We start from the raw sequence: 23,710 nt of genomic DNA on the forward strand, positions 1-23,710 counted from the left end.
AAAGGAGGTGCGCAACAGTAATGTTCGTTAAAAAAGGCGATAAAGTAAAAGTTATCTCTGGTAAAGACAGAAATAAAGAAGGCGTAGTATTAGAAGCCCTTCCTAAACAAGATAAAGTCGTTGTTGAAGGCATCAATGTCGTAAAGAAACATAAAAAAGCCTCTCAAGAAGCCCCTCAAGGCGGAATCGTTGAGGTAGAAGCACCAATTCATGCTTCTAATGTTATGGTGATTGATCCTTCAAATGGAGAAGCGACACGCGTTGGCTATAAAGTGGTTGACGGTAAGAAAGTCCGCGTTTCTAAGAAAACCGGCGAAGCTCTAGATAAATAATTAAACAAGGAAGGAGGATCTTATAGATGAACCGCCTAAAAGAAAAATTTGTAAGTGAAATTACACCATCTTTGATGGAAAAATTTAACTATGATTCAGTGATGGAAGTTCCTAAAGTTGAAAAAATCGTTATCAACATGGGTGTTGGTGATGCGGTATCAAATGCAAAAAACTTAGACAAAGCTGTTGAAGAATTAGCGTTGATTTCTGGTCAAAAACCAATTATCACAAAAGCTAAAAAATCAATCGCTGGTTTCCGTTTGCGCGAAGGAATGCCTATCGGTGCGAAAGTAACACTACGTGGAGAAAGAATGTATGAATTCTTAGACAAATTAGTGTCTGTATCACTTCCCCGTGTACGTGACTTCCACGGAGTAAGCAAAAAATCCTTTGACGGCCGTGGTAACTTTACTTTAGGTGTTAAAGAACAATTGATCTTCCCTGAAGTAGATTATGATTTAGTTGATAAAGTCCGCGGTATGGATATCGTTGTTGTTACAACTGCTAAAACCGACGAAGAATCTCGCGAATTATTAACACAACTTGGAATGCCATTCCAAAAATAATCAAGGAGGCGAAAAAATTGGCTAAAAAATCAATGATTGCTAAAAACAAACGCCCTGCAAAACATTCAACGCAAGAGTATACTCGCTGCGAACGTTGCGGACGTCCACATTCAGTTTATCGTAAATTTCATCTTTGCCGTATTTGCTTCCGCGAACTTGCCTACAAAGGTCAAATTCCCGGCGTGAAGAAAGCTAGCTGGTAAAATAAACTCGCATAAAGGAGGTAAATAGTTCAATGGTCATGACAGATCCAATTGCAGATTTTCTAACTCGTATTCGTAACGCCAACATGGTAAAGCACGATTCAGTAGAAGTGCCTGCTTCAAAAATCAAACGTGACATCGCAGAAATCCTTAAACGTGAAGGATTCGTACGTGATGTTGAATATATCGAAGATGACAAACAAGGCATGATCCGTGTTTTCCTTAAATACGGTAAAAATGACGAGCGTGTTATCACGAACTTAAAACGTATCTCTAAACCAGGCTTGCGTGCTTATGTCAAAGCTGACGAAGTGCCAAAAGTATTAAATGGTTTAGGTATCGCAATCATCTCTACTTCTGAAGGTTTAGTAACCGACAAAGAAGCTAGAGGTAAAAACGTCGGCGGCGAAGTGCTAGCTTACGTTTGGTAAGATCAAACAATCCATGAGGAGGTGTCTTTAAGTGAGCCGTATTGGTAATAAATTAGTCGTTTTACCTGCTGGAGTTGAAGTAGCTCAAAACGGAAACGACATTACTGTTAAAGGACCTAAAGGTGAATTAACTCGTACTTTTTCTTCCGATATCAAAATGAGCATCGAAGGAAATGAAGTAACATTTACTCGTCCAAATGACAGCAAAGAAATGAAAACAATCCACGGAACAACTCGTGCAAACTTCAATAACATGGTTGTTGGTGTTTCAGAAGGGTTCCAAAAAGCATTAGAATTAATCGGGGTTGGGTACCGTGCACAATTACAAGGTTCAAAACTTGTATTGAACGTTGGTTACTCACATCCAGTTGAAATGGTAGCTCCAGAAGGCGTTACAATCGAAGTTCCTTCGAATACACAAGTAATCGTTAAGGGATCAGATAAAGAAGTAGTAGGCGAATTAGCTGCGAAAATCCGCGGAACTCGTCCGCCAGAACCTTACAAAGGCAAAGGTATTCGTTATGTTGGTGAATATGTACGCCGTAAAGAAGGTAAAACTGGTAAATAGTAGGTCAAACCTACACGCGGCTTAGGCCAGCTTAATTAAAGAGGTGACAATTGTGATTACAAAACCAGATAAAAATAAAACACGCCAAAAGCGCCACATGCGTGTCCGTAACAAAATCTCTGGTACTGCTGAGTGCCCACGCTTGAACGTTTTTCGTTCTAACAAAAACATCTACGCGCAAGTAATTGATGACGTAGCGGGTGTGACGCTAGCAAGTGCCTCTGCCTTGGATAAAGAAATTTCAGGTGGAACAAAAACTGAACAAGCACAAGCTGTTGGGAAATTAGTAGCAGAACGTGCATCAGAAAAAGGTATTAAGAAAGTAGTCTTTGACCGTGGTGGATACCTTTACCATGGCCGTGTAGCAGCTTTAGCTGAAGCAGCACGCGAAAATGGACTAGAATTTTAGGAGAAGGAGGAACACCATTCATGGTTTATATCGATCCAAAACATTTGGAATTAGAAGACCGCGTTGTAGCGATCAACCGTGTTACTAAAGTTGTTAAAGGTGGACGTCGTCTACGTTTTGCAGCACTAGTTGTTGTCGGGGACAAAAACGGTCACGTAGGCTTTGGTACAGGGAAAGCTCAAGAAGTACCTGAAGCAATTCGCAAAGCAATCGAAGACGCTAAGAAAAACCTAGTCGAAGTACCAATGGTAGGAACTACACTTCCTCACGAAGTTATTGGTGTATTCGGCGGCGGACGCATCTTGATGAAACCAGCCGTTGAAGGTTCTGGAGTTGCCGCTGGTGGACCAGTTCGTGCCGTCTTGGAATTAGCTGGGGTTGCCGATGTAACTTCTAAATCTTTAGGTTCAAACACACCAATCAACGTTGTTCGCGCGACTGTTGAAGGTTTAACTCAATTGAAAAAAGCAGAAGAAGTGGCACAATTACGTGGCATCTCTGTTGAAAACTTAGCTAATTAAGGAGGACGAATGAAATGGCTGAATTAAAAATTACTTTAAAACGCAGTATTATCGGACGTCCTCAAAACCAACGTGACACTGTTAAAGCGTTGGGTCTTAAAAAAATGAACAGCACAGTTGTTAAACCTGCTAATGATGCAATCAAAGGTATGGTAAACACAGTGTCTCATTTAGTGGACGTAGAAGAAGTTTAATAAAACAATGATGATTAAAATCTAAGGAGGTGCCCAATATAATGAAACTTCATGAATTACAACCTGCCGAAGGTTCACGTAAAGTTCGCAACCGCGTTGGTCGTGGTACTTCATCAGGTAACGGAAAAACAGCTGGACGTGGTCAAAAAGGTCAAAAGGCTCGTTCAGGCGGTGGTGTACGTCTAGGTTTTGAAGGTGGTCAAACTCCTTTATTCCGTCGTCTACCAAAACGCGGATTTACTAATGTGAATCGTAAAGAATACGCTGTAATCAATTTGGATGTCTTAAATCGTTTTGAAGATGGAACTGAAGTAACACCAGTTGCTTTAGTTGAAGCTGGAATCGTGAAAAACGAAAAAGCTGGAATCAAAGTTTTAGGAAACGGATCATTAGATAAAAAACTAACCGTTAAAGCAGCTAAATTCTCTAAACATGCTCAAGAAACAATTGAAGCTGCTGGTGGTTCAATCGAGGTGATTTAATGTTCAAACTTTTAAAAGATTCTTTCAAAGTTCAGAACATCCGATCACGGATCCTTTTTACCGTCTTAATGTTGCTGATTTTTCGGCTAGGTGCTCAGATTACTGTGCCGGGAGTTGATGCACATGGATTGCAAGGCTTAAGCGAAATGCCATTTTTCAGAATGCTGAATATGGTGAGTGGTTCAGCCATGCAAAACTTTTCAATCTTCTCAATGGGAGTTTCGCCATACATCACTGCTTCAATTGTGATTCAGTTGTTGCAGATGGATATCATTCCTAAATTTGTTGAATGGTCAAAACAAGGTGAAGTCGGACGCAAAAAATTAAACCAAGCAACTCGCTATTTAACTTTAGTCCTGGCTTTTATTCAGTCTGTAAGTATTACTGCTGGATTTGACTATTTTGCACAATTTGGATTTGTACCAAACCGTAATGTTCAGACATTTGTTACAATTGGTATTATTCTTACCGCAGGAACTATGTTTGTTACTTGGTTAGGAGAACAGATCACTGAAAAAGGAATCGGTAATGGTGTATCTATGATTATCTTTGCAGGTATCATTTCTCGATTACCGCAAAGTATTAAAGATATCTATGACGATTATTTCGTAAACATTGATTCTGGTGATATTTGGAAGTCAGTTATTTTTGTTGTAATTTTACTTATTGCTATTGTGGTAATAGTTGTTTTTGTAACGTATTTCCAACAAGCAGAAAGAAAAATTCCTATACAATACACAAAACAAGTCGTTGGCGCTCCAACAAGCAGTTATTTGCCATTAAAAGTAAATGCTGCCGGGGTTATTCCAGTTATTTTTGCTAGCTCGTTTATTGCTACGCCGAATGCGGTGTTACAGGCGTTGGCTAGTAAGTACAGTGCGGAAGGCTGGTACGATGTTTTAACGAAATTATTCAGTTATAACACGGTTCCAGGAGCTGCGATTTATACTGTTCTGATTGTTGCTTTCACCTTTTTCTATGCATTTGTTCAGGTTAATCCTGAAAAATTAGCAGAGAACCTACAAAAGCAAGGAAGTTATATTCCTCGTGTAAGACCAGGGAAAGGGACAGAAGAATATGTTTCTGCAATTTTGATGCGTTTAAGTGTGGTTGGTGCTATTTTCTTAGGATTGATCGCCCTGATTCCAATTATCGCACAAATGATTTGGAACTTGCCTCAATCAATTGGTTTAGGTGGTACCAGTCTTTTGATTGTAGTTGGTGTTGCGCTAGAAACTGCAAAACAATTAGAAGGACTCATGTTGAAACGGCGTTACGTCGGATTCATGGATGAAGAGTAGATTCGTGTGTTGAGGTTTCCCCTCAACGCCGTTCTCGCTTCAAATATTTAGGAGGGAAAGCAATGAACCTGATCTTAATGGGACTGCCAGGGGCAGGAAAAGGGACACAAGCAGAAAGAATTGTTGCAACGTACAATATTCCGCATATTAGCACGGGGGATATGTTCCGAGAAGCAATCAAAAACGAGACAACACTCGGATTGAAAGCAAAATCTTATATGGATGCAGGGGATTTGGTCCCAGATGAAGTTACTAACGGTATCGTGAAGGAACGTTTAGCTCAAAAAGATACTGAAAAAGGTTTCTTATTGGACGGGTTCCCTCGTACTTTAGATCAAGCCAAAGCATTAGCCGAAATGTTAACGGACTTGAACAAAAAGATTGATGCTGTGATTGAAATTCAAGTAGCAGAAGAAGTGTTAGTTGAACGTTTGGCAGGACGCTTCATGTGCCGTAATTGCGGTGCAACTTATCATAAAGTCTTCAACCCTACAAAAGTAGAAGATACTTGCGACCGCTGTGGTGGTCATGAGTTTTACCAACGTGAAGATGATAAGCCAGAAACAGTTAAAAATCGTCTCTCTGTAAACATTAAAAACAGTGAACCAATTTTAGCTTATTATGAAGAAGAAGGTCTGTTATATCCAGTTGATGGAGATCGTGAAATTGATGCCGTATTTGCGGATGTAGAAAAGATTATCGAAAAATAATTTTGCCTGCCGACTTGAGATGCAGTTTATCTTGCCAAGTTCGATGTTTTATGATAGAATTTGTCAGTCCGACTTCTAGATTTTTGGAAGTTAACTTTAGAATTAGGGTGGGAACTGCAGTTTCCGCCATTTTATCGTGTGAAAATGCGAAACAACTACAAGGAGGTACTCTGCGTGGCAAAAGAAGATATGATTGAAATCGAAGGAACAGTCGTCGAAACTTTGCCGAATGCAATGTTTAAAGTCGAATTGGAAAATGGACACGAAGTTCTTGCACACGTATCTGGTAAAATCCGGATGTATTATATTCGAATCTTACCTGGAGATAAGGTTACTGTTGAACTTTCTCCCTATGATTTGAGCCGTGGTCGCATTACCTATCGCTTTAAGTAAGTTGTACTCCGTAAAACTTCAGGAGGTATAATCATGAAAGTAAGACCATCAGTAAAACCAATGTGTGAACATTGTAAAGTCATTCGTCGTAATGGACGTGTTATGGTGATTTGCCCAGCAAACCCAAAACATAAACAACGTCAAGGATAATTGGAGGTGTAATTAAGTATGGCTCGTATTGCAGGAGTAGATATTCCTCGTGATAAACGCGTGGTAATTTCTCTTACTTATATTTTCGGTATTGGAAATACTACAGCGAAACAAATTTTGGCCGATGCAGGCGTTTCAGAAGATATTCGTGTACGTGATTTAACAAACGAACAAACTGACGCTATCCGTGCTGAAGTTGATAAATTAAAAGTTGAAGGCGATCTTCGTCGTGAAACTAACTTAAACATCAAACGTTTGATGGAAATCGGTTCTTACCGTGGAATCCGTCATCGTCGTGGGTTGCCAACACGTGGACAAAACACGAAGAACAACGCTCGTACTCGTAAAGGCCCAGCTCGCGCTATTGCCGGTAAGAAAAAATAATTAGTGAAGGAGGTATAAAACTTCATGGTAGCAAAGAAAGTCAATCGTAAGCGTCGTGTGAAAAAGAATATCGAAACAGGTATTGCTCATATTCATTCGACTTTCAATAATACAATCGTCATGATTACTGATGCAAGCGGTAATGCCGTAGCATGGTCATCTGCAGGTTCATTAGGCTTCAAAGGTAGTAAGAAATCTACGCCTTTCGCTGCTCAAATGGCTGCTGAAACAGCAACAAAAGCTGCAATGGAACATGGATTGAAAAGTGTTGAAGTAACTGTTAAAGGACCTGGTTCTGGTCGTGAAGCAGCGATTCGTTCATTGCAAGCAACTGGTTTAGAAGTAACTGCAATTCGTGACGTGACTCCAGTACCTCATAATGGATGCCGCCCTCCAAAACGCCGTCGTGTTTAATGAGTGCCTCTTTTCTATGAGTTTTACAGGAACGTCATTGAACAAGACACTTTTCGTTTTGAAAGGGGTAAAAGACAAGAATGATTGAATTCGAAAAACCAAGAATCACAAAAATTGATGAAGACAGAGATTATGGCAAGTTCGTTGTTGAACCTTTGGAAAGAGGTTATGGAACTACTTTAGGTAATTCTCTACGTCGTATTCTACTTTCTTCTTTACCGGGCGCTGCCATTACTAATATTCAAATCGATGGTGTGTTACACGAATTTTCAACCATCAAAGGTGTAAGAGAAGACGTTGTACAAATCATTTTGAATATCAAAGGTTTGGCTTTGAAATTATTCGCTGAAGAAGAAAAAACCCTTGAGATCGATATTACTGGACCAGCTACGGTAACTGCCGGCGATATTATCGTTGACAGCGACGTTGAAATCTTGAATAAAGATATGTACATTTGTACTGTTGCTGAAGGAGCGACATTCCATGCGCGCTTAACAGTAAAACCTGGTCGAGGCTATGTTCAAGCAGACGAAAATAAAAAGGAAGATATGCCAATCGGTGTGCTTCCAGTCGATTCTATCTATACACCAGTACGCAAAGTAAACTATCAAGTTGAAAATACACGTGTTGGTCGTCGTGATGATTTCGATAAATTAACGATGGAAATTTGGACTGATGGATCAATCATTGCTCAAGAAGCATTGAGCCTTGCAGCGAAAATTTTAACTGAACATTTAGATATTTTTGTAAATCTTACAGATGAAGCGAAAAACGCTGAAATCATGGTTGAAAAAGAAGAAACACAAAAAGAAAAAATGTTAGAAATGACCATCGAAGAACTAGACTTGTCTGTACGTTCGTACAATTGCTTGAAACGTGCTGGAATTAATACGGTTCAAGAATTAACGAATAAGTCTGAACCTGAAATGATCAAAGTACGTAATTTGGGTCGTAAATCACTTGAAGAAGTGAAAGCTAAATTGCATGATCTTGGATTAGGACTACGTAAAGACGATTAATATTGTTTACAAAGGAGGGAAACCTACGTGAGTTATCGTAAATTAGGACGCACATCTAGCCAACGTAAAGCGATGTTGCGTGACTTAACAACTGACTTAATTATCAACGAACGTATCGTGACGACTGAAGCTCGTGCGAAAGAAGTTCGTTCAACTGCTGAAAAGATGATTACCTTAGGAAAACGCGGGGATCTTCATGCACGTCGTCAAGCTGCTAGCTTTGTACGTAATGAAGTTGCTGAAATTCGCGAAGAAAACGAAGAAGTTGTTGTTGAATCTGCATTGCAAAAATTATTCAATGACATTGCGCCTCGTTATGCTGAACGTCAAGGGGGATACACTCGTATCTTGAAAACTGAACCTCGTCGTGGCGACAACGCCCCTATGGTTGTTTTAGAACTTGTATAATAATCACTCTTCACTTTATAGATGATTCTTTTAGAGTGTTATGATGTTGGAGATTTTCTCCGAGTCTAGCTCAGCGCCGCTTCCCAGAATGACTGGGAAGCCGGCACTCATCATAAAGTGTTTTTTTATACCCAAAATTACTGTCAAGACAGATAGGTATACAAAAGCATTTTATTGAGTATCAAGGATTGATAAAACGTGGCTTTTTTGCTAGGCTTAGAACAGATTTGTAAAGAAGTGGAAAGGTGCAACCATGGAGCCAATTATTGAAATCAATCAAATTGAATTTAGCTATCAAGAAGAAGCGACACCTGCTTTAAAAGATGTCAGTTTTTCGATTAAGAAAGGTGAATGGATCGCTATCGTTGGACATAATGGGTCGGGGAAATCAACTCTGGCTAAAACGATCAACGGCCTTCATTTACCACAAAAAGGAACAGTGACTGTTGGAGGAATGAAACTGTCTGAGGCCTCAGTTTGGGACATTCGCCGAATGGTAGGAATGGTCTTCCAAAATCCAGATAACCAGTTTGTTGGTGCAACGGTAGAAGATGATGTTGCTTTTGGTCTAGAAAACCAAGGAATTGAACGGAGTGAAATGCAAGTGCGCGTTCAGGATGCTTTGGAAAAAGTTAAAATGTTAGATTTTGCAACACGTGAGCCGGCTCGTCTATCAGGTGGTCAAAAACAACGAGTAGCTATTGCTGGTGTGGTGGCTTTGCGCCCAGATATTATTATTTTGGATGAAGCAACCAGTATGTTAGATCCTGAAGGTCGTGATGATGTCATTGCGACAATCCGTGAAATTAAAGAAGAAAGTGATCTGACAGTTATTTCTATTACCCATGACATTGATGAAGCGGCCAGCGCAAACCGAATTTTAGTAATGCGAGAAGGAGAATTGTATCAAGAAGGCACACCTGAAGAAATTTTCTCTGCTGGACCTGAATTAGTTTCGCTCGGACTTGATTTACCGTTTCCTGAGAAATTAAAATCTGCGTTGAAGGCCCGTGGTGTGAAAGTACCAATGGATTATTTAGACGAAGAAGGGATGATGGACTGGTTATGGACATCCGTTTTGAGAAAGTAAGCTACGTTTATCAACCGAATACTCCCTTTGAACAACGTGCACTTTATGATATTGATCTGGACATCAAGGAAGGCTCATATACGGCATTAGTTGGTCATACGGGTAGTGGGAAATCTACTCTGTTGCAGCATTTGAATGCATTATTGAAACCAACTTCTGGGCACGTTGAAATTGGCGACCGAACGATTACACCTACAACAGATAACAAAAATCTGAAACCAGTTCGTAAAAAAGTCGGGATTGTCTTTCAATTTCCAGAAGCACAGCTATTTGAAGAGACTGTTGCAAAAGATATTGCTTTTGGACCAAAGAATTTTGGGGTAAGCGATGAGAACGCACTCGCTTTAGCTCAAGAGAATTTGAAATTAGTCGGTTTGGATGAAGAATACTTACATCGCTCGCCATTTGAGCTTTCTGGGGGTCAAATGCGCCGCGTAGCGATTGCGGGAGTTCTAGCTATGGAACCGGAAGTTTTAGTCTTAGACGAGCCAACAGCTGGCTTAGACCCGCTTGGGCGCAAAGAAATGATGGAAATGTTTTGGCGACTGCATCAAGAAAAGAATATAACAATCGTTTTAGTCACTCACTTAATGGATGATGTGGCAAATTTTGCCGATTACGTCTATGTTTTGGAGAAAGGCCACGTAGTGAAGTACGGAGAGCCACAGACAGTATTTGCGGATGTTTCATGGTTAAAGGAGAAACAATTAGGTGTGCCGCAAGCAAGCGCCTTTGCTGTGAAGATGCGGGAGCGAGGCGCGGTTTTTGATGAATTACCGTTGACAGAAAATGAATTGGCGGACTGGATCGTAAAATTTGCAGGAGGTCCTGCTCATGATGAATAAATTGATCTTTGGTCGCTATATTCCTGGAAACTCTCTGATTCATCGTTTGGATCCACGTGCTAAATTAGTTGCTAGTTTCTATTTCATTGGGATTATTTTTTTGGCAAACAATTGGCAAAGCTATTTATTTTTAGGTGCTTTTACTATGTTTGCCGTGTTTTTATCAAAGATAAATTTGAACTTCTTTTTAAAGGGAGTCAGACCGTTAATTTGGCTGATTATTTTTACAGTAGCGCTGCAAGTGTTGTTTACTCGTGGAGGTACCTTATATTGGTCATGGGGCGTGTTCAGTCTTTCTTCTTATGGAATCCAAAATGGACTATTTATCTTTTGTCGTTTTGTTCTGATCATATTTATGTCAACGTTATTAACGTTGACGACACCGCCATTATCAATGTCAGATGCAATTGAATCCTTGCTGAATCCATTGAAGAGATTTCATTTGCCAGTTCATGAAATTGCGTTGATGTTGTCGATTGCTCTACGTTTTGTACCAACTTTGATGGATGAAACAGAAAAAATCATGAATGCGCAACGTGCGCGTGGAGTAGATTTTAATGATGGCAACTTGATTCAAAAGGTTAAAGCGATTGTTCCTTTGTTGATTCCTTTATTTGTCAGCAGTTTTAATCGCGCGGAAGATTTAGCGACTGCGATGGAAGCTCGTGGCTATCGGGGAGGCGAAGGCCGCAGTAAGTATCGCAAATTACAATGGGCATTACGAGATACGATCGTTCTTGTAGTTTTTGGAGTTGCGACCATTATTTTGATCTTTTTACGCAGCTAAGCTTGGAGAAATCCAAGCTTTTTTATTACGCTGATTTGAGATGGGATATGAAGAGCATGTTTTGTGATTTTCTGAGTTTAAGTTTATCTTTTTTATGTTAGGATGAATAATAGTATGAACGAATGGGGGAAGAAAAGTGACTGAGAAGCGCCCGGAATTGAAAGTTGGATTGAAGCCTGATGCTTTCCTTGATTATTACTATTTAAAGGCGGAGTTACAGTTATTTTGCCAAGAACAGGGCCTGGTTAAGTCAGGGAGCAAAGCAGAATTAAATCAACGGATCGAGCATTTTTTGCGTACGGGTCAACGGTTGACTGCTGTGAATGAAGAGCAGAAAGCTGTGCGCACGGAAGAAATTACATTGAATAGTTTGATTGAAGAAAATATAGTATGTTCTGAAAAGCATCGTACCTTTTTTAGGAGGGAATTAGGCGAAACCTTCAGTTTTAAAGTGGCTTTTCAAAAATGGCTGAAGTCTAATGCTGGCAAAACGTACCGTGAGGCTGTTGAAGTTTATTCAGAAATCGCAGCTAAGAAACCTGAAAAAATTGATTCGCAATTTGAATACAATACCTATATTCGTGATTTTTTTGCTGATAATCAGGGTCGCTCCCTACAAGAGGCTATTGTTTGCTGGAAGTATAAGAGAGCACTACCAGGCGACAATAAATACCATGCAGCAGACTTGAAAGCGTTGGAAACCTGCTGAATATACCTGTTCTATTTTTTCGTGAGAGAAATAAATCCCAGAGTTAAGTGTATAGAGACTCAATAAGTGAGTGGAATGGAAGCAGCTAAAAAGGATTTCCTTACTATTAAAAAGGAGAAGTACGATGGTTAGATATAAAGCGGTGATAGCCTATGATGGAACAAATTTTAATGGGTTTCAACGGCAGCCGAATGGCCGAACAGTGCAGGAAGAAATAGAGAAAACACTACAGAAAATGAATAATGGATCTTCGGTAACGATTTTTGGCTCAGGGAGAACGGATGCGGGAGTTCATGCAATTGGCCAAGTGATTCATTTTGATTATCCACAGGAGCGTCCGTTAGAAAGGATGCGATTTGCGTTAGATACTCAAACACCAGATGATATTGCCGTTTCTTCAGTTGAAATTGTGGATGATGAGTTCCATGCTCGCTATCATGTTGTGGAGAAAACGTATCATTTTAAAGTCCAAATAACTAAACCACGAAGTCCATTTCGACGATATTATGCTGCATATTATCCCTATCCTTTAGATTTGGATTTGATTCGTCAAGCCTTACCGGATTTATTAGGAACGCATGATTTTACTTCTTTTTGCGCAACGGGTGGTTCAATAGAGGATAAAGTTCGGACGATCTATCAAGCAGACGTGGAGATAAATAAAGCGGGAACGGAATTGACGTTTATTTTTCGTGGGAATGGTTTTTTATATAAGATGATTCGGATATTAGTAGGTACTTTGCTAAAAATTGGGAATGGACGCATCCCGGCAGACAGTATTCCAGCGATTATCGAGGCGAAGGATCGGAATACTGCTGGACCAACAGCTCATCCAGAAGGACTATACTTAGCAGAAGTAAAATATGAATAAAAAAGAAAACATCCAACAGCAATCTACGTGATTGGTGCTGGATGTTTCCTTTTGTTTACAACAAGTGAATAAAAGGGGAGCAACTATCCAAAATAAAAAGTTTCCTTTTTTTTGAAATGTGTGGTTCTTTTTAATGTCGATGTGATTGTTTTTGTTTTAACGTTCGCAAATAGAGGATAAACATCCCAATCGCGATTACGAAAGAAAAAGCTCCTGCGATAAATCCTTTAGGTAGATAGCTAAAGGTTACTTTGTGCTCACCTTTTGGTACGCGAATGCTGACAAAGGCGTTTTGAAAGGCTTTCGTATCTACTTTTTTTCCATCGATTTTGGCTGACCAGCCTTCATCATAAGGAATTGTGGTAATCAGTGTTTGTGTTTCTTTAGCATTTACTGTCCCCTCCACACTGCGTTTACCAGCTTTCATATCCACGCCGTTTTCTTTAATCTTATCAACAGCTAATTGGTAAGCGACGGTGTCTAACGCCAAAACTTGCGGGTTTTGGAAGCTGATGGCTTTTGTTCCGTAAAAGCTTGCAGTAAAAGTGACCATCGTTGCTTTTTGATAGTAGCCTAAGTCATAATATTGTCCGCTGATCCCGATTTGCGCTTGGCGCGTTTGACCGTCAGCTGTAACGGTGGCAGTGGAGCTTTCTAATTCAGCGAAGTCGTAAGGATAGAGACTTAAGTAAGCTTGTGTATTTGCTGGAACTTGAACTTTCCAGGTGACATCTTTTGCTACATTTCCTTGTTTTTCCGTGATAGTCGTAATATTGCCAGCGTTGGTAACGGTGGCGTTTTTTGTGTTTACTTGTGTGATTGGCAAGAATTGATAATACTGGAATTGTTCTTGCGACAAGGCATTGAACAATTGAGTTTGTGTACCAAGATTATCATTTGGCAAAGCCTTTAATTTATCAATGCTTGTTGGAGCGGTAAAAGCTAATGGCAAATGATGATTATTTTCGAAAAGGTTATACTCACCAATGCTTTTAATCTTAGAAAAACCATATTTATTCAGGTTTTTAGCTTTTGCGATATTGTATTTAATACCAGTGAATGCATCGGCAAGCAGTGTGTTGTTCTGATAGCGAATGTTCAAGCTGGTTCCTCTTGACCGGAAGCCTAATTGATCCATGTAGCCAGACGAATGACGGTTGCGGATCGAAGAAAACATGCTGATACCGCTATAGCCATAATTAAAGGAGTCATTTGATGAGACAGGATCGAGATTTTCCATGCGATAAAAGGTATCATTATCGTCCCTTGTTTCATCAACTAAGGCTTTGATTGAAGGATAGGGCTCTGTGTAGAGACTACGAGAGGCATAATTCCAATCTTTTAAAATACCACGTGCCATAAAACCGCTATTGATGAAGGCTTCTGTAGACATTAATAGTAATAGCAGAATACTAAGAACTTTCAATGGAATCTTATTAAAATGATGCGCGGTAAAGACTAACGCATAAACAGCTAAGAATCCGATTGTGATATACAGTGAAATGTTTTTAAGGTAGTCATAATCTTTGTCCTTCATACCCCAGAAAATCGCAAAGACAGCAATTAGCAGCAGGAGAGAAGCGACTAACTGTAAAATATTTTCTCGATCCAATTTTTCCCAGCCCCAAGCGGCCAGAGTGATGATTAAAAAGGAAAGCAGATAAGCATAGCGGAACAAGAACATGTTCGGCGCATGCATTCCATGCCAGAATAAATTCATTGGTTGTATATAGAAACTTGCTATTAAGATTGCGGCGATCAAACCGTAAGCAAGTTTGTTTTTCCAATGGATTTTTTTACAGATAAAGAAAAACAGACATAGAGCTAATGGCAAAAGGCCGATATAAATGAATGGGATTGATCCATATTTCGTTGTATCGTAAGAACCAATCAAATTTTTTGCAATAAAATCCCACCAGCTTGTTGCTTCTGTTTTAAAGGTGGTGATCTGAGTCAACTCTTCACCGTTTGTTCGCAGATCGAGAATCGATGGCAAAATTACAATCATTGATGCAAAACCGGCTAATAGTGAAGTGGCTCCATATGGAATGATACTTTTTTTATAGGGTTTCCAATTGGTGATCAAGCGTGCAATGAAATACAATACTGAAAAGACACCAATCATAAAGCCCATATAAAAGCTTGTCAAAAACAGCATTAAGTAGGAAACAAACAAAACGGTCGGTTTCTTCAAATCCATCACGCGATTAATGCCCCAAATAATTAAGGGTAGATAAACAAAGGCATCCAGCCACATAATGATTTCAGAATGGGCAATAGCAAAAGACATCAAGGCATAGGTAACGCTAAGTGCTACTCGTGACCAATCGGGTAATTTAAAACTGCCTTTGGCATAAAACCAAAATGCTAACCCTGCTGAACCAATTTTAATCAGTGTTAAGAAATACAATGCATCAGGCATTAACTGATTTGGAAAGAAAATGACCAGCGGAGTAAAGAAACCGCCAAGATAATAGGAGACTAGCGATAAGTAATTAAGCCCCATCGAGGCGTTCCAAGTATAAAAAAGACCTTGTTTGCCCAAAAGCATATTTCTAAAACTTGCATGAAAATTCGAAAATTGTGAGAAGGCATCACTGGCTAAGACACTGCGGCTTGATCCTGGATAAATCCCAATCGTTAAATAGACGATTACCATGAGTAAAAGCGGCAGGAAAAAACTGGACAGTAAATACCAACGGTTTTCTTTAAGATAGTTTTTCATATAAAAATCACCAAACTTCTTTCAACAGACTATCCAAATTTTACCATAGATATAGCAAAATATTGTGAAAGAGCTATGAAACTCGAGCAAAGATTTGAAAATTATGCGTCGGGCTATCTTATCTAAGTGAGAAGAGAAAAAAGCGGATCGACTTAAGCGACCCGCTTTTTCATTGTAGCTATGTAAATAAAATAGGAAAACAAAAAACCGCTCATATATGAACGGTTTGATTTAGTTGGATAATATTAAACGCGCTCAACTTTTCCAGATTTCAAAGCACGAGTTGAGACCCAAACTTTTTTAGGTTTTCCGTCCACTAATACACGAACTTTTTGTAAATTAGGTTTTACAGTACGTTTAGTAGCGTTCATAGCGTGAGAACGGTTATTTGCACTTCTTGTTTTACGACCAGTAAAATAGCAAACTTTTGCCATGTGTTGTTTCCTCCTTTAGCCTTGATATTGGAGCGCTTCTTTGGCTCATACTAAAATAAAATAGCATATATCAGCAAGATTAGCAAGTGAATTTTTTTAGAAAGATTGACATTCAAAGGATTTGCAGGTAAATTATACTCTGTTAGCGTAAAAATTTTTAAGCAAAAGCTTTGATGTAAGAAAATTGCGATACGCAGGGAGTGCCCTATCAGCAAATCGCAATGGAACTTTCTTTTATTTGTCATAGGGCTATGATAAACTATTATAGTAGAAAAAATGGGCGAATAGGCCTATTTAAGGAGGCTAACAACTATGGCTGTGAAAATTAATACACAGACTGGTATGATCGAAATTTCAAACGACGTCATCGCGACGGTTGTCGGCGGTGCAGTTACTGACGTGTTTGGTATCGTCGGTATGGCTAGTAAAAATCAAATTAAAGACAATATCACAGAGATTTTAAGAAAAGAAAATTATTCACGCGGCGTCGTTGTACGTCAAGAAGAGAACGGAATCGCTGTTGACGTTTATACGATCGTCAGCTACGGCACGAAGATCTCAGAAGTATCGCGCAATGTCCAAGAAAAAGTGAAATACAATTTGGAAACGATGCTTGGAGTTACAGCTAATTCGGTGAATGTCTACGTTCAAGGTGTACGTGTTCTGCCTGACTAAAGGCAGCGTTCTTAAGGAGGACTAAGTAAGTGAAGGTAACAGAAATCAGCGCGAGTCAATTCCAAGAAATGGTAGAGGCTGGCGCTAAACGTCTGCAAGTTAATGCAGAGTATGTCAATTCATTAAATGTATTTCCAGTGCCGGATGGCGATACTGGAACCAATATGAACCTATCTATGACTAGCGGCGCGAATGCTGTTGTTAATTCTGCTTCTGAGAAAGTTGGAGAATTAGCGAATGTTTTAGCAAAAGGTCTATTAATGGGGGCACGGGGAAATTCCGGTGTTATCTTGTCTCAATTATTCCGTGGCTTCTCTAAGCAAATTTTGGATGTCGATACATTAAATGCAAAAGATTTAGCTGAGGCTCTCGTTCATGGTGTAGAAACTGCTTATAAAGCAGTAATGAAACCTGTCGAAGGAACAATATTGACTGTGGCACGTGAATCAGCTAAGGCCGGTGAGCGTAAAGCAAAACAAACAGATGACGTGATTGAAGTAATGTCAGCTGTTGTTAAATATGGAAAAAAAGCATTGGATAAAACGCCAGACATGTTGCCGGTTTTAAAAGAAGTTGGCGTAGTCGACAGTGGCGGTCAAGGATTGCTGTTCATCTATGAAGGGTTTCTAAACGCATTAAACGGTGAATTCCAAGCAGATGACACATATGAACCAAGTCCAGCAGAAATGGATGAAATGGTTAATGCAGAACATCACCGCAGCGTGCAAGGTCAATTGGCAACAGAGGACATCAAGTTTGGGTACTGTACCGAAATTATGGTTCGTCTAGGTGAAGGACCAACAGTTGACAGTAATTTTGATTATGACACGTTCCGCAACTATTTAGACGGTATTGGTGATTCATTACTCGTTGTCAATGATGATGAAATTGTTAAAGTTCACGTGCATACAGAACATCCAGGCGAAGTAATGAATTATGGACAAAAATTTGGTGCTTTAATCAAAGTTAAAGTTGATAATATGCGTCTGCAACATGAAACGATTTTGGAGCATGATGAAGAAGCAGTTGAATTCAAAGCAGCGCCAGCAGAACATCAGCCTTATGCAGTGATTGCAATCGCAGCTGGTGAAGGTGTTCAAGAATTGTTCAAGAGTTTAGGAGCGGCGTATGTAATCAGCGGCGGTCAAACCATGAATCCAAGTACAGAAGATATTTTAAAAGCAATCAAAGAAGTCAATGCAGATCAAGTCATTGTCTTGCCGAATAATAAAAATATCTTTATGGCAGCGGATCAGGCAGCTGAAGTAGCCGATATTCCTGTAGCTGTTGTACCAAGTAAAACTGTTTCTCAAGGAATGACAGCGATGTTAGCCTTCAATGGTGAGCAAAGCTTGGAGGACAATAAAACAGCGATGACTGAAATGCTTGAATCGGTAGTCAGCGGTCAAATCACAAACGCAATTCGTGATACTGCAATCGATGGTGTTGAAATTCACGAGGGCGATTACTTAGGGATGATTGACGGGAAAATTGTTCTTTCTGAAGCAGATAAATACCAAGCAGCCTTAGATACCTTGAAAAAAATGATTAGTGAGGATATTGAAATCATCACGATCATTATTGGCGAAGAAGGTACGCAAGCAGAAGCTGAAAAATTGAGTGAAGCAATCGAGGCAAGTTATCCTGAGTTAGAAGTTGAGATTCATGAAGGAAAGCAGCCTGTCTATCCATACCTGCTTTCAGCAGAATAATAAGTAAAAGTCGGAGGGAGTGGCCAAGAATATCTGGCTCACCCCTCCTTTTTGCCAGTCTAGCTTTTCGCAGTGCATAAAGTTTACATTACATCTAATTTGTTCACTAGATATGAGCAGATTGAGTTTAGTTGGACCGTCTGCGTACGAGGGTAGTTTATTCTTCCTGACTTTGGAAAAATGACATTCCTTTAAAATGAGTTAGCTGAATTACAAAAATGAAAGGAGGTTGCCTATGTCGATTCAAGAGTCTGTATCGATACTGCCGGGTGTAGGACCAAAACGTGCACAAACATTAGCTGAGTTAGGAATCGTAACGATTGAGAATTTATTAAGCTATTATCCATTTCGTTATGAGGATATTCAAGAAAGAAATCTATTAGAAATCAATGATCAAGAGAAAGTCACATTGAAAGGTGTGGTTGTTTCAGCTCCGGTGGTCAGTCGTTTTGGATACAAAAAAAGTCGATTGCAGTTTCGGATGATGCAAGATCACGCAGTTTTTATGGTCTCCTTCTTCAATCAGCCTTATTTAAAAGATAAAGTTGAAGTCGGTGAAGAATTAGCCGTTTATGGGAAGTGGGACGCTAAACGGAAATCGCTAACTGGGATGAAAATTTTAGGCGGTAAGCAAACAGAAGAGTATGCGCCAATCTATCATGTGACTAAAGCCATCCGGCAAAGTACACTAGTTGATTTGATTAAAGCTGCATTTGAAAAATTTGGTGATCAGGTAACGGAAAATTTGCCTGATTATTTATTGGAAAAATACCGGCTAATGCCTAGAAAACAAGCAATGCGGGCGATGCATTTCCCCAAAAATCCAGAAGAGAGCCATCAAGCCAAAAGAAGAGTCGTTTTTGAAGAGTTCTTCCTATTTCAAATGCGAATGCAAGGCTTGAAAAAAAGCGAACGTAGTGAAAAAAACGGGATTGCAATTCGATATGATGTGAAACGCCTGAAAGACTTTACTAAAAAGCTGCCCTTTGAATTAACGGATGCACAAAAAAGAGTGACTAACGAAATTTGTTACGATTTACGCAGTAAAAAGCATATGCAGCGCTTGCTGCAGGGAGATGTTGGTAGCGGGAAGACAGTTGTTGCTGCAATCGCGTTGTATGCGACTATGACTGCTGGTTTCCAAGGAGCATTAATGGTACCAACAGAAATTTTGGCTCAACAGCATTTGGAAAGTTTGAATCAATTGTTTGATCCGCTGGAATTAACAACAGCGCTATTGACTGGTTCCACAAAAACCAAGGAAAGACGAGCAATTCTAGCTGGTCTGCAAAATGGGGAGATCGATGTAGTGATTGGGACCCATGCCTTAATTCAAGACGATGTACAGTTTGCGAATCTTGGATTAGTCATTACTGACGAGCAACATCGATTCGGTGTAAATCAACGCAGAGTTTTGCGAGAAAAAGGGCTGCATCCGGATGTCTTATTTATGACAGCGACACCGATACCGCGTACATTGGCGATTACTGCCTATGGAGAGATGGATGTTTCTGTTATTGATCAAATGCCGGCAGGACGAATACCCGTCAAAACGAGTTGGATCAAACCAAAACAGCTGGAGCACACGTTAGATTGGGCAAAACAGGAATTGCAAGCGGGGCATCAGCTATATGTGATTTGTCCATTGATTGAGGAATCAGAAGCGCTAGATGTGAAAAATGCAACAGAAATCTATGAACATTTGAAAGAGTATTACGCACCAACCTATCAGGTCAATCTTTTGCATGGAAAAATGAAGAATGCTGAAAAAGATGCGATCATGGAAGAATTCAAGGACAATCAAAGTCAGGTTTTAGTATCTACTACAGTTATTGAAGTTGGTGTCAATGTTCCAAATGCAACTGTGATGTTTATCATGGATGCAGACCGTTTTGGCTTGGCGCAGCTTCATCAATTACGCGGCCGAGTCGGTCGTGGATCGGATGCCTCTTACTGCATCTTAGTAGCTAGTCCGAAAAATGAAATGGGAAAAGAACGCATGAAAATTATGACTGAGACGAATAATGGATTTGTCTTAAGCGAAAAGGATTTAGAATTACGGGGGCCAGGCGAGGTATTTGGTTTCCGTCAATCGGGGCTGCCACAGTTTCTGATAGCGGATCTTGTAAATGATGCAAATGTATTGGAAGTAGCACGAGATGAAGCTAATCAGATTTGGGAAATCGAGGATTGGCGAGCACAACCGGCCTTTGCACCATTAGCAGAGACTTTAAAACCAACTGAAACTGGTGAAACATATTTTGATTAGGTATGCTATACTGTAGAAAAATTTAAAGAAACTAGTTGTCATTTCTGATTTTAATTGTTTGAATGAAGATTTTTGAGTAAAAACATGAATGACAGTTGTTTCTTTAATCGAACCTATTTTCTTTAAGGAAATAGACTTAGTAAAAGAAAAAAAGGAGAGAATTTTCTCATGAAAATTGCTGTAGACGCAATGGGTGGCGATTTTGCACCAAAAGCGATCGTGGAGGGCGTAATGTTAGCCCAAAAAAATCATCCCGAGATTGAGTTTCAATTATATGGAAAAGAAGACGCGATTCGTCAATATATTACCAATGAAAAAAATATTACGATCATTCATACGGATGAAAAGATCAACAGCGAGGATGAACCTGTGAAGGCGATCCGCCGGAAAAAAACAGCCTCAATGGTCTTAGCCGCTCAAGCGGTCAAAGAAGGCAAGGCAGATGCCATTTTTTCAGCAGGGAATACAGGAGCGTTATTGGCAGCCGGCTTGTTTGTCGTAGGAAGAATCAAGGGGATCGAACGACCAGGATTAATGTCGACACTGCCGGTTTTGAATAGCGATAGTGGATTTGATATGTTGGACTTAGGTGCGAATGCTGAAAATAAGGCAGAACACATCCATCAATATGCAATTTTAGGATCGTTTTATGCGAAACATGTTCGTGGAATAAAGAATCCACGTGTAGGACTTTTGAATAATGGTACAGAAGAAACCAAAGGCAGCGAGTTGACGAAAGAGGCCTTCAAGATGCTGCAAGCTGAAGAAAGCATCAATTTTATTGGAAATGTGGAAGCTAGAGAGCTTCTAAATGGGGCGGCAGATGTTGTCGTAACTGATGGATTTACCGGAAATGCCGTGTTAAAAACGATTGAAGGAACTGCGATGGGCTTAATGGGCTTGTTGAAAAGCAGTATTGATGATGCCGGTGTCAAAGGGAAGCTTGGCGCTGCGATGTTAAAAGATACATTATATGGCTTAAAAGACAAATTGGACTATTCTTCTCATGGTGGAGCGGTGTTGTTCGGTCTTAAAGCTCCCGTAATTAAAACACATGGCTCTACTGGTCCTGAAGCTGTAGCCAACACAATTGATCAAATCCACACAATGCTAGATACGAATGTTGTTGGACAATTGGTACAGTTTTTTGAACCCTCTACAGAAGAATAGGGGTATGGCAATTTAGCGAAAAAGGTAGACAAAGTAATCAAACATCAGTAAAATGAACTGTGACCTTCTGGTAAAACATAGACGAATAATAGTTGATCAGGCGGAGGTGAATGTTGTTGACTCGTGAAGAAGTATTTAGTAAAGTTGCTGAAATAATTTCAAATCATTTTGAAATCGATAAAGACAAAGTGACTCTTGAATTGAGTATCAAAGACGACTTAAATGCAGATTCAATCAGTATCATGGAGTTTGTTTTAGAATTGGAAGATGAATTCGGAACAGAAATTTCTGATGAAGATGCTGAGAAAATTGAAACAGTTGGAGCTGCAGTTGATTACATTATGGAAAACAACCAAGCTTAACGAAAAAAGGTGCATCAGTGTTTGCTGGTGCATTTTTTATTTAAATAAATGCTGAGAAAAACTTCGTCGCTGAGGACGAAGTTTTTTATTGAATCAAATGCAAGAAACGTCTATTCCAAATATTCTCGTAAAAAGCAATAGTATCCGAAGCAGAAAGAAATTCATTGTCATAGGTGGTCGATCCATTTTTCAGCATGGTCAGCTGGTAGCCTAGGCCATGGGCAAATTTTATAGTGGTATCGACACAAAATTGGGTTTGGGCACCGCAAATTTCTAGGCTGGTGATTTGCTGTTGCTGTAAGAGAGCTTGCAGGTTAGTATGATAAAAGGAATTAGCATGTGTTTTTTGCACGATAATATCGTGTTCTTTGCGCTCTAATTCATCTACGATCTCCCAAGACTTCGAATTTGGAACTAAGTCCTCGTCGCAGTGCTGAATGAAAATAATTGGTTTGATTTGTTCGCGATATAGTTTCATTCGTTGATTAACAAGCGTAATCAGATCAGAAAAATGATCGATCGTCTTATCATCAAAGCAAACACCTTTTTGTAAATCAATAATCAATAGTGCCTCAGCAAGCTTCTCCATTAAATTTCCTCCGCTCTTTTTTCTACTTTAACATTTTTAAAAGCAAGAAGAAAAAACTTCGATGAATTTTTGAAAATTTCTTACTATCGCGACTTCTGATTTAAAATTTGTGGAAAAAACAGTATAATAAAGCGTGATGGAAATCTCAAAAAAAGGAATGAGCCCATGGATACACAGTTGATCAATGAATTGAAAGAAAACTACGGCATCGTCTTTCACGATGTTAACTTATTGGAACAGGCGTTTACCCACTCATCATACGTGAATGAACACCGTAACATGAATATTTCAGATAATGAACGGTTAGAATTTTTAGGGGACGCTGTCTTAGAAATTCAAGTATCGGACTATTTGTATCACTATTATCCAAACCTGCCGGAAGGACGCTTGACCCGTCTGCGTTCGGCGATTGTACGAGAAGAAAGCCTATCAAAATTTGCGAAGGAATGCCATTTTGATCATTATATAATGTTGGGAAAGGGTGAAGAAAACTCTGGTGGCCGTGACCGAGCAGCACTTTTATGCGACCTATTCGAGGCTTTTTTAGGTGCTTTATATTTAGATCAAGGTTATGATGTCGCGTTGCGATTTATCCAAACAGTTGTTTTCCCAAAGATTGAAGCAGGTGTTTTTACAAGAGAGATGGATCATAAGACTCGTCTGCAAGAGGTTTTACAAAAAAGCGGTGATGTGACGATCGATTATCGGTTGGTCAACGAAGAGGGCCCCGCTCATGAACGAGTTTTTACGATTGATGTTTATGCAGATGATCAATTGATCGGATCAGGACAAGGTAAATCAAAGAAATTAGCTGAACAGGATGCGGCGGAAAAGGCGTTGACAAAAATTTCGGAAAAATAATCAGCTTCTCTTGAGAGATTCAGAATGATAAACGTCGCGGGTAGAACTGTTTCTGTAAGTATTGACTATATCCAGCTTAACGAACATGTATAATTCTAAGTTGCACAGCATTTTCCATTGCTGTGC

31 protein-coding genes are annotated in these 23,710 nt (G+C 39.6%); 28 read left to right on the plus strand and 3 right to left on the minus strand.

Annotated features, from left to right (window positions below; genetic code table 11):
- Positions 1 to 20: 20 nt before the first annotated feature.
- The 22 genes from rplX (at position 21) to truA (ending at position 12,787) form a co-directional block, all read left to right on the plus strand.
- Entirely contained in the window at positions 21 to 332 is a 312-nt protein-coding gene (gene rplX / locus JZO85_RS05310; RefSeq protein ID WP_207107471.1) for a 50S ribosomal protein L24, read from the plus strand.
- 26 nt (positions 333 to 358) lie between these two features.
- Positions 359 to 898, plus strand: coding sequence for a 50S ribosomal protein L5 (rplE, locus tag JZO85_RS05315; protein WP_010742762.1), 540 nt, complete (start codon positions 359 to 361; stop codon positions 896 to 898).
- Between the two features lie 17 nt (positions 899 to 915).
- On the plus strand, positions 916 to 1,101 hold the full coding sequence (locus JZO85_RS05320; protein ID WP_028020384.1) for a type Z 30S ribosomal protein S14: 186 nt from the start codon (positions 916 to 918) through the stop codon (positions 1,099 to 1,101).
- A 32-nt stretch (positions 1,102 to 1,133) separates the two neighbouring features.
- Positions 1,134 to 1,532: a 30S ribosomal protein S8 gene (gene rpsH / locus JZO85_RS05325; protein ID WP_010747206.1), complete on the plus strand. Its 399-nt coding sequence runs from the start codon at positions 1,134 to 1,136 to the stop codon at positions 1,530 to 1,532.
- A gap of 31 nt (positions 1,533 to 1,563) precedes the next feature.
- Positions 1,564 to 2,100 carry a 50S ribosomal protein L6 gene (rplF, locus tag JZO85_RS05330; RefSeq protein ID WP_207107472.1) on the plus strand — a complete coding sequence of 179 codons (537 nt, stop codon included), beginning with the start codon at positions 1,564 to 1,566 and terminating at the stop codon, positions 2,098 to 2,100.
- 52 nt (positions 2,101 to 2,152) lie between these two features.
- Positions 2,153 to 2,509 carry a 50S ribosomal protein L18 gene (rplR, locus tag JZO85_RS05335; RefSeq protein ID WP_010747204.1) on the plus strand — a complete coding sequence of 119 codons (357 nt, stop codon included), beginning with the start codon at positions 2,153 to 2,155 and terminating at the stop codon, positions 2,507 to 2,509.
- A 20-nt stretch (positions 2,510 to 2,529) separates the two neighbouring features.
- Positions 2,530 to 3,030, plus strand: a complete 501-nt coding sequence (rpsE, locus tag JZO85_RS05340) for a 30S ribosomal protein S5 (protein WP_010747203.1) — start codon at positions 2,530 to 2,532, stop codon at positions 3,028 to 3,030.
- A 14-nt stretch (positions 3,031 to 3,044) separates the two neighbouring features.
- The gene (gene rpmD, locus JZO85_RS05345; protein WP_010747202.1) at positions 3,045 to 3,224 is read left to right on the plus strand and encodes a 50S ribosomal protein L30; all 180 of its coding nucleotides are present in this window, start codon (positions 3,045 to 3,047) and stop codon (positions 3,222 to 3,224) included.
- Between the two features lie 41 nt (positions 3,225 to 3,265).
- Positions 3,266 to 3,706: a 50S ribosomal protein L15 gene (rplO, locus tag JZO85_RS05350; RefSeq protein ID WP_010782047.1), complete on the plus strand. Its 441-nt coding sequence runs from the start codon at positions 3,266 to 3,268 to the stop codon at positions 3,704 to 3,706.
- Entirely contained in the window at positions 3,706 to 5,007 is a 1,302-nt protein-coding gene (gene secY, locus JZO85_RS05355; RefSeq protein WP_207107473.1) for a preprotein translocase subunit SecY, read from the plus strand. The genes rplO and secY overlap by 1 nt, the downstream gene beginning before the upstream one ends.
- 62 nt (positions 5,008 to 5,069) lie before the next feature.
- Positions 5,070 to 5,717 carry an adenylate kinase gene (locus JZO85_RS05360; RefSeq protein WP_207107474.1) on the plus strand — a complete coding sequence of 216 codons (648 nt, stop codon included), beginning with the start codon at positions 5,070 to 5,072 and terminating at the stop codon, positions 5,715 to 5,717.
- A gap of 174 nt (positions 5,718 to 5,891) precedes the next feature.
- Complete coding sequence (gene infA / locus JZO85_RS05365; protein ID WP_010742771.1) at positions 5,892 to 6,110, plus strand: translation initiation factor IF-1; 219 nt, start codon at positions 5,892 to 5,894, stop codon at positions 6,108 to 6,110.
- A 33-nt stretch (positions 6,111 to 6,143) separates the two neighbouring features.
- Positions 6,144 to 6,260, plus strand: coding sequence for a 50S ribosomal protein L36 (gene rpmJ / locus JZO85_RS05370; protein ID WP_010742772.1), 117 nt, complete (start codon positions 6,144 to 6,146; stop codon positions 6,258 to 6,260).
- Between the two features lie 18 nt (positions 6,261 to 6,278).
- Complete coding sequence (rpsM, locus tag JZO85_RS05375) at positions 6,279 to 6,644, plus strand: 30S ribosomal protein S13 (protein WP_146622764.1); 366 nt, start codon at positions 6,279 to 6,281, stop codon at positions 6,642 to 6,644.
- Between the two features lie 24 nt (positions 6,645 to 6,668).
- The gene (gene rpsK / locus JZO85_RS05380) at positions 6,669 to 7,058 is read left to right on the plus strand and encodes a 30S ribosomal protein S11 (protein ID WP_016179483.1); all 390 of its coding nucleotides are present in this window, start codon (positions 6,669 to 6,671) and stop codon (positions 7,056 to 7,058) included.
- 80 nt (positions 7,059 to 7,138) lie between these two features.
- Complete coding sequence (locus JZO85_RS05385) at positions 7,139 to 8,077, plus strand: DNA-directed RNA polymerase subunit alpha (protein WP_010747196.1); 939 nt, start codon at positions 7,139 to 7,141, stop codon at positions 8,075 to 8,077.
- Positions 8,078 to 8,104: 27 nt separating this feature from the next.
- Positions 8,105 to 8,485, plus strand: a complete 381-nt coding sequence (gene rplQ, locus JZO85_RS05390; RefSeq protein ID WP_207107475.1) for a 50S ribosomal protein L17 — start codon at positions 8,105 to 8,107, stop codon at positions 8,483 to 8,485.
- Positions 8,486 to 8,738: 253 nt separating this feature from the next.
- Positions 8,739 to 9,575, plus strand: a complete 837-nt coding sequence (locus JZO85_RS05395; protein WP_207107476.1) for an energy-coupling factor ABC transporter ATP-binding protein — start codon at positions 8,739 to 8,741, stop codon at positions 9,573 to 9,575.
- Positions 9,551 to 10,420: an energy-coupling factor ABC transporter ATP-binding protein gene (locus JZO85_RS05400; protein ID WP_207107477.1), complete on the plus strand. Its 870-nt coding sequence runs from the start codon at positions 9,551 to 9,553 to the stop codon at positions 10,418 to 10,420. Before JZO85_RS05395 ends, JZO85_RS05400 begins: the two co-directional genes overlap by 25 nt.
- Positions 10,410 to 11,207, plus strand: coding sequence for an energy-coupling factor transporter transmembrane component T family protein (locus JZO85_RS05405; protein WP_207107478.1), 798 nt, complete (start codon positions 10,410 to 10,412; stop codon positions 11,205 to 11,207). Before JZO85_RS05400 ends, JZO85_RS05405 begins: the two co-directional genes overlap by 11 nt.
- A 136-nt stretch (positions 11,208 to 11,343) precedes the next feature.
- The gene (locus JZO85_RS05410; protein WP_207107479.1) at positions 11,344 to 11,916 is read left to right on the plus strand and encodes a DUF6434 domain-containing protein; all 573 of its coding nucleotides are present in this window, start codon (positions 11,344 to 11,346) and stop codon (positions 11,914 to 11,916) included.
- A gap of 124 nt (positions 11,917 to 12,040) precedes the next feature.
- The gene (gene truA, locus JZO85_RS05415; RefSeq protein WP_207107480.1) at positions 12,041 to 12,787 is read left to right on the plus strand and encodes a tRNA pseudouridine(38-40) synthase TruA; all 747 of its coding nucleotides are present in this window, start codon (positions 12,041 to 12,043) and stop codon (positions 12,785 to 12,787) included.
- A 130-nt stretch (positions 12,788 to 12,917) separates the two neighbouring features.
- On the opposite strand, the gene JZO85_RS05420 is transcribed toward truA, so the two are convergent.
- Together JZO85_RS05420 and rpmB are read right to left on the minus strand one after the other, a co-directional pair.
- Entirely contained in the window at positions 12,918 to 15,512 is a 2,595-nt protein-coding gene (locus JZO85_RS05420; RefSeq protein ID WP_207107481.1) for a YfhO family protein, read from the minus strand.
- Between the two features lie 245 nt (positions 15,513 to 15,757).
- Positions 15,758 to 15,946, minus strand: coding sequence for a 50S ribosomal protein L28 (rpmB, locus tag JZO85_RS05425; protein WP_010747188.1), 189 nt, complete (start codon positions 15,944 to 15,946; stop codon positions 15,758 to 15,760).
- Between the two features lie 312 nt (positions 15,947 to 16,258).
- Here rpmB and JZO85_RS05430 point away from each other — a divergent pair, with 312 nt between their 5' ends.
- From JZO85_RS05430 to acpP, 5 genes are all read left to right on the plus strand, one after another.
- Complete coding sequence (locus tag JZO85_RS05430; protein WP_010742791.1) at positions 16,259 to 16,621, plus strand: Asp23/Gls24 family envelope stress response protein; 363 nt, start codon at positions 16,259 to 16,261, stop codon at positions 16,619 to 16,621.
- A gap of 29 nt (positions 16,622 to 16,650) precedes the next feature.
- Positions 16,651 to 18,333: a DAK2 domain-containing protein gene (locus JZO85_RS05435; protein ID WP_207107482.1), complete on the plus strand. Its 1,683-nt coding sequence runs from the start codon at positions 16,651 to 16,653 to the stop codon at positions 18,331 to 18,333.
- A 235-nt stretch (positions 18,334 to 18,568) separates the two neighbouring features.
- On the plus strand, positions 18,569 to 20,602 hold the full coding sequence (recG, locus tag JZO85_RS05440; RefSeq protein ID WP_207107483.1) for an ATP-dependent DNA helicase RecG: 2,034 nt from the start codon (positions 18,569 to 18,571) through the stop codon (positions 20,600 to 20,602).
- Positions 20,603 to 20,770: 168 nt separating this feature from the next.
- Positions 20,771 to 21,772, plus strand: a complete 1,002-nt coding sequence (gene plsX / locus JZO85_RS05445; protein WP_207107484.1) for a phosphate acyltransferase PlsX — start codon at positions 20,771 to 20,773, stop codon at positions 21,770 to 21,772.
- A 116-nt stretch (positions 21,773 to 21,888) separates the two neighbouring features.
- The gene (gene acpP, locus JZO85_RS05450; protein WP_034708719.1) at positions 21,889 to 22,134 is read left to right on the plus strand and encodes an acyl carrier protein; all 246 of its coding nucleotides are present in this window, start codon (positions 21,889 to 21,891) and stop codon (positions 22,132 to 22,134) included.
- An 85-nt stretch (positions 22,135 to 22,219) separates the two neighbouring features.
- Here acpP and JZO85_RS05455 read toward each other — a convergent pair whose 3' ends face one another.
- A complete protein-coding gene (locus tag JZO85_RS05455; protein WP_207107485.1) occupies positions 22,220 to 22,723 on the minus strand; it encodes a cysteine hydrolase family protein in 504 nt (167 codons plus the stop codon).
- A gap of 165 nt (positions 22,724 to 22,888) precedes the next feature.
- Here JZO85_RS05455 and rnc point away from each other — a divergent pair, with 165 nt between their 5' ends.
- Positions 22,889 to 23,584, plus strand: a complete 696-nt coding sequence (rnc, locus tag JZO85_RS05460; RefSeq protein WP_207107486.1) for a ribonuclease III — start codon at positions 22,889 to 22,891, stop codon at positions 23,582 to 23,584.
- Positions 23,585 to 23,710: the final 126 nt, after the last annotated feature.

Source organism: Candidatus Enterococcus murrayae, assembly GCF_017315985.1.
GTDB classification, from domain to species: Bacteria; Bacillota; Bacilli; order Lactobacillales; family Enterococcaceae; genus Enterococcus_A; species Enterococcus_A murrayae.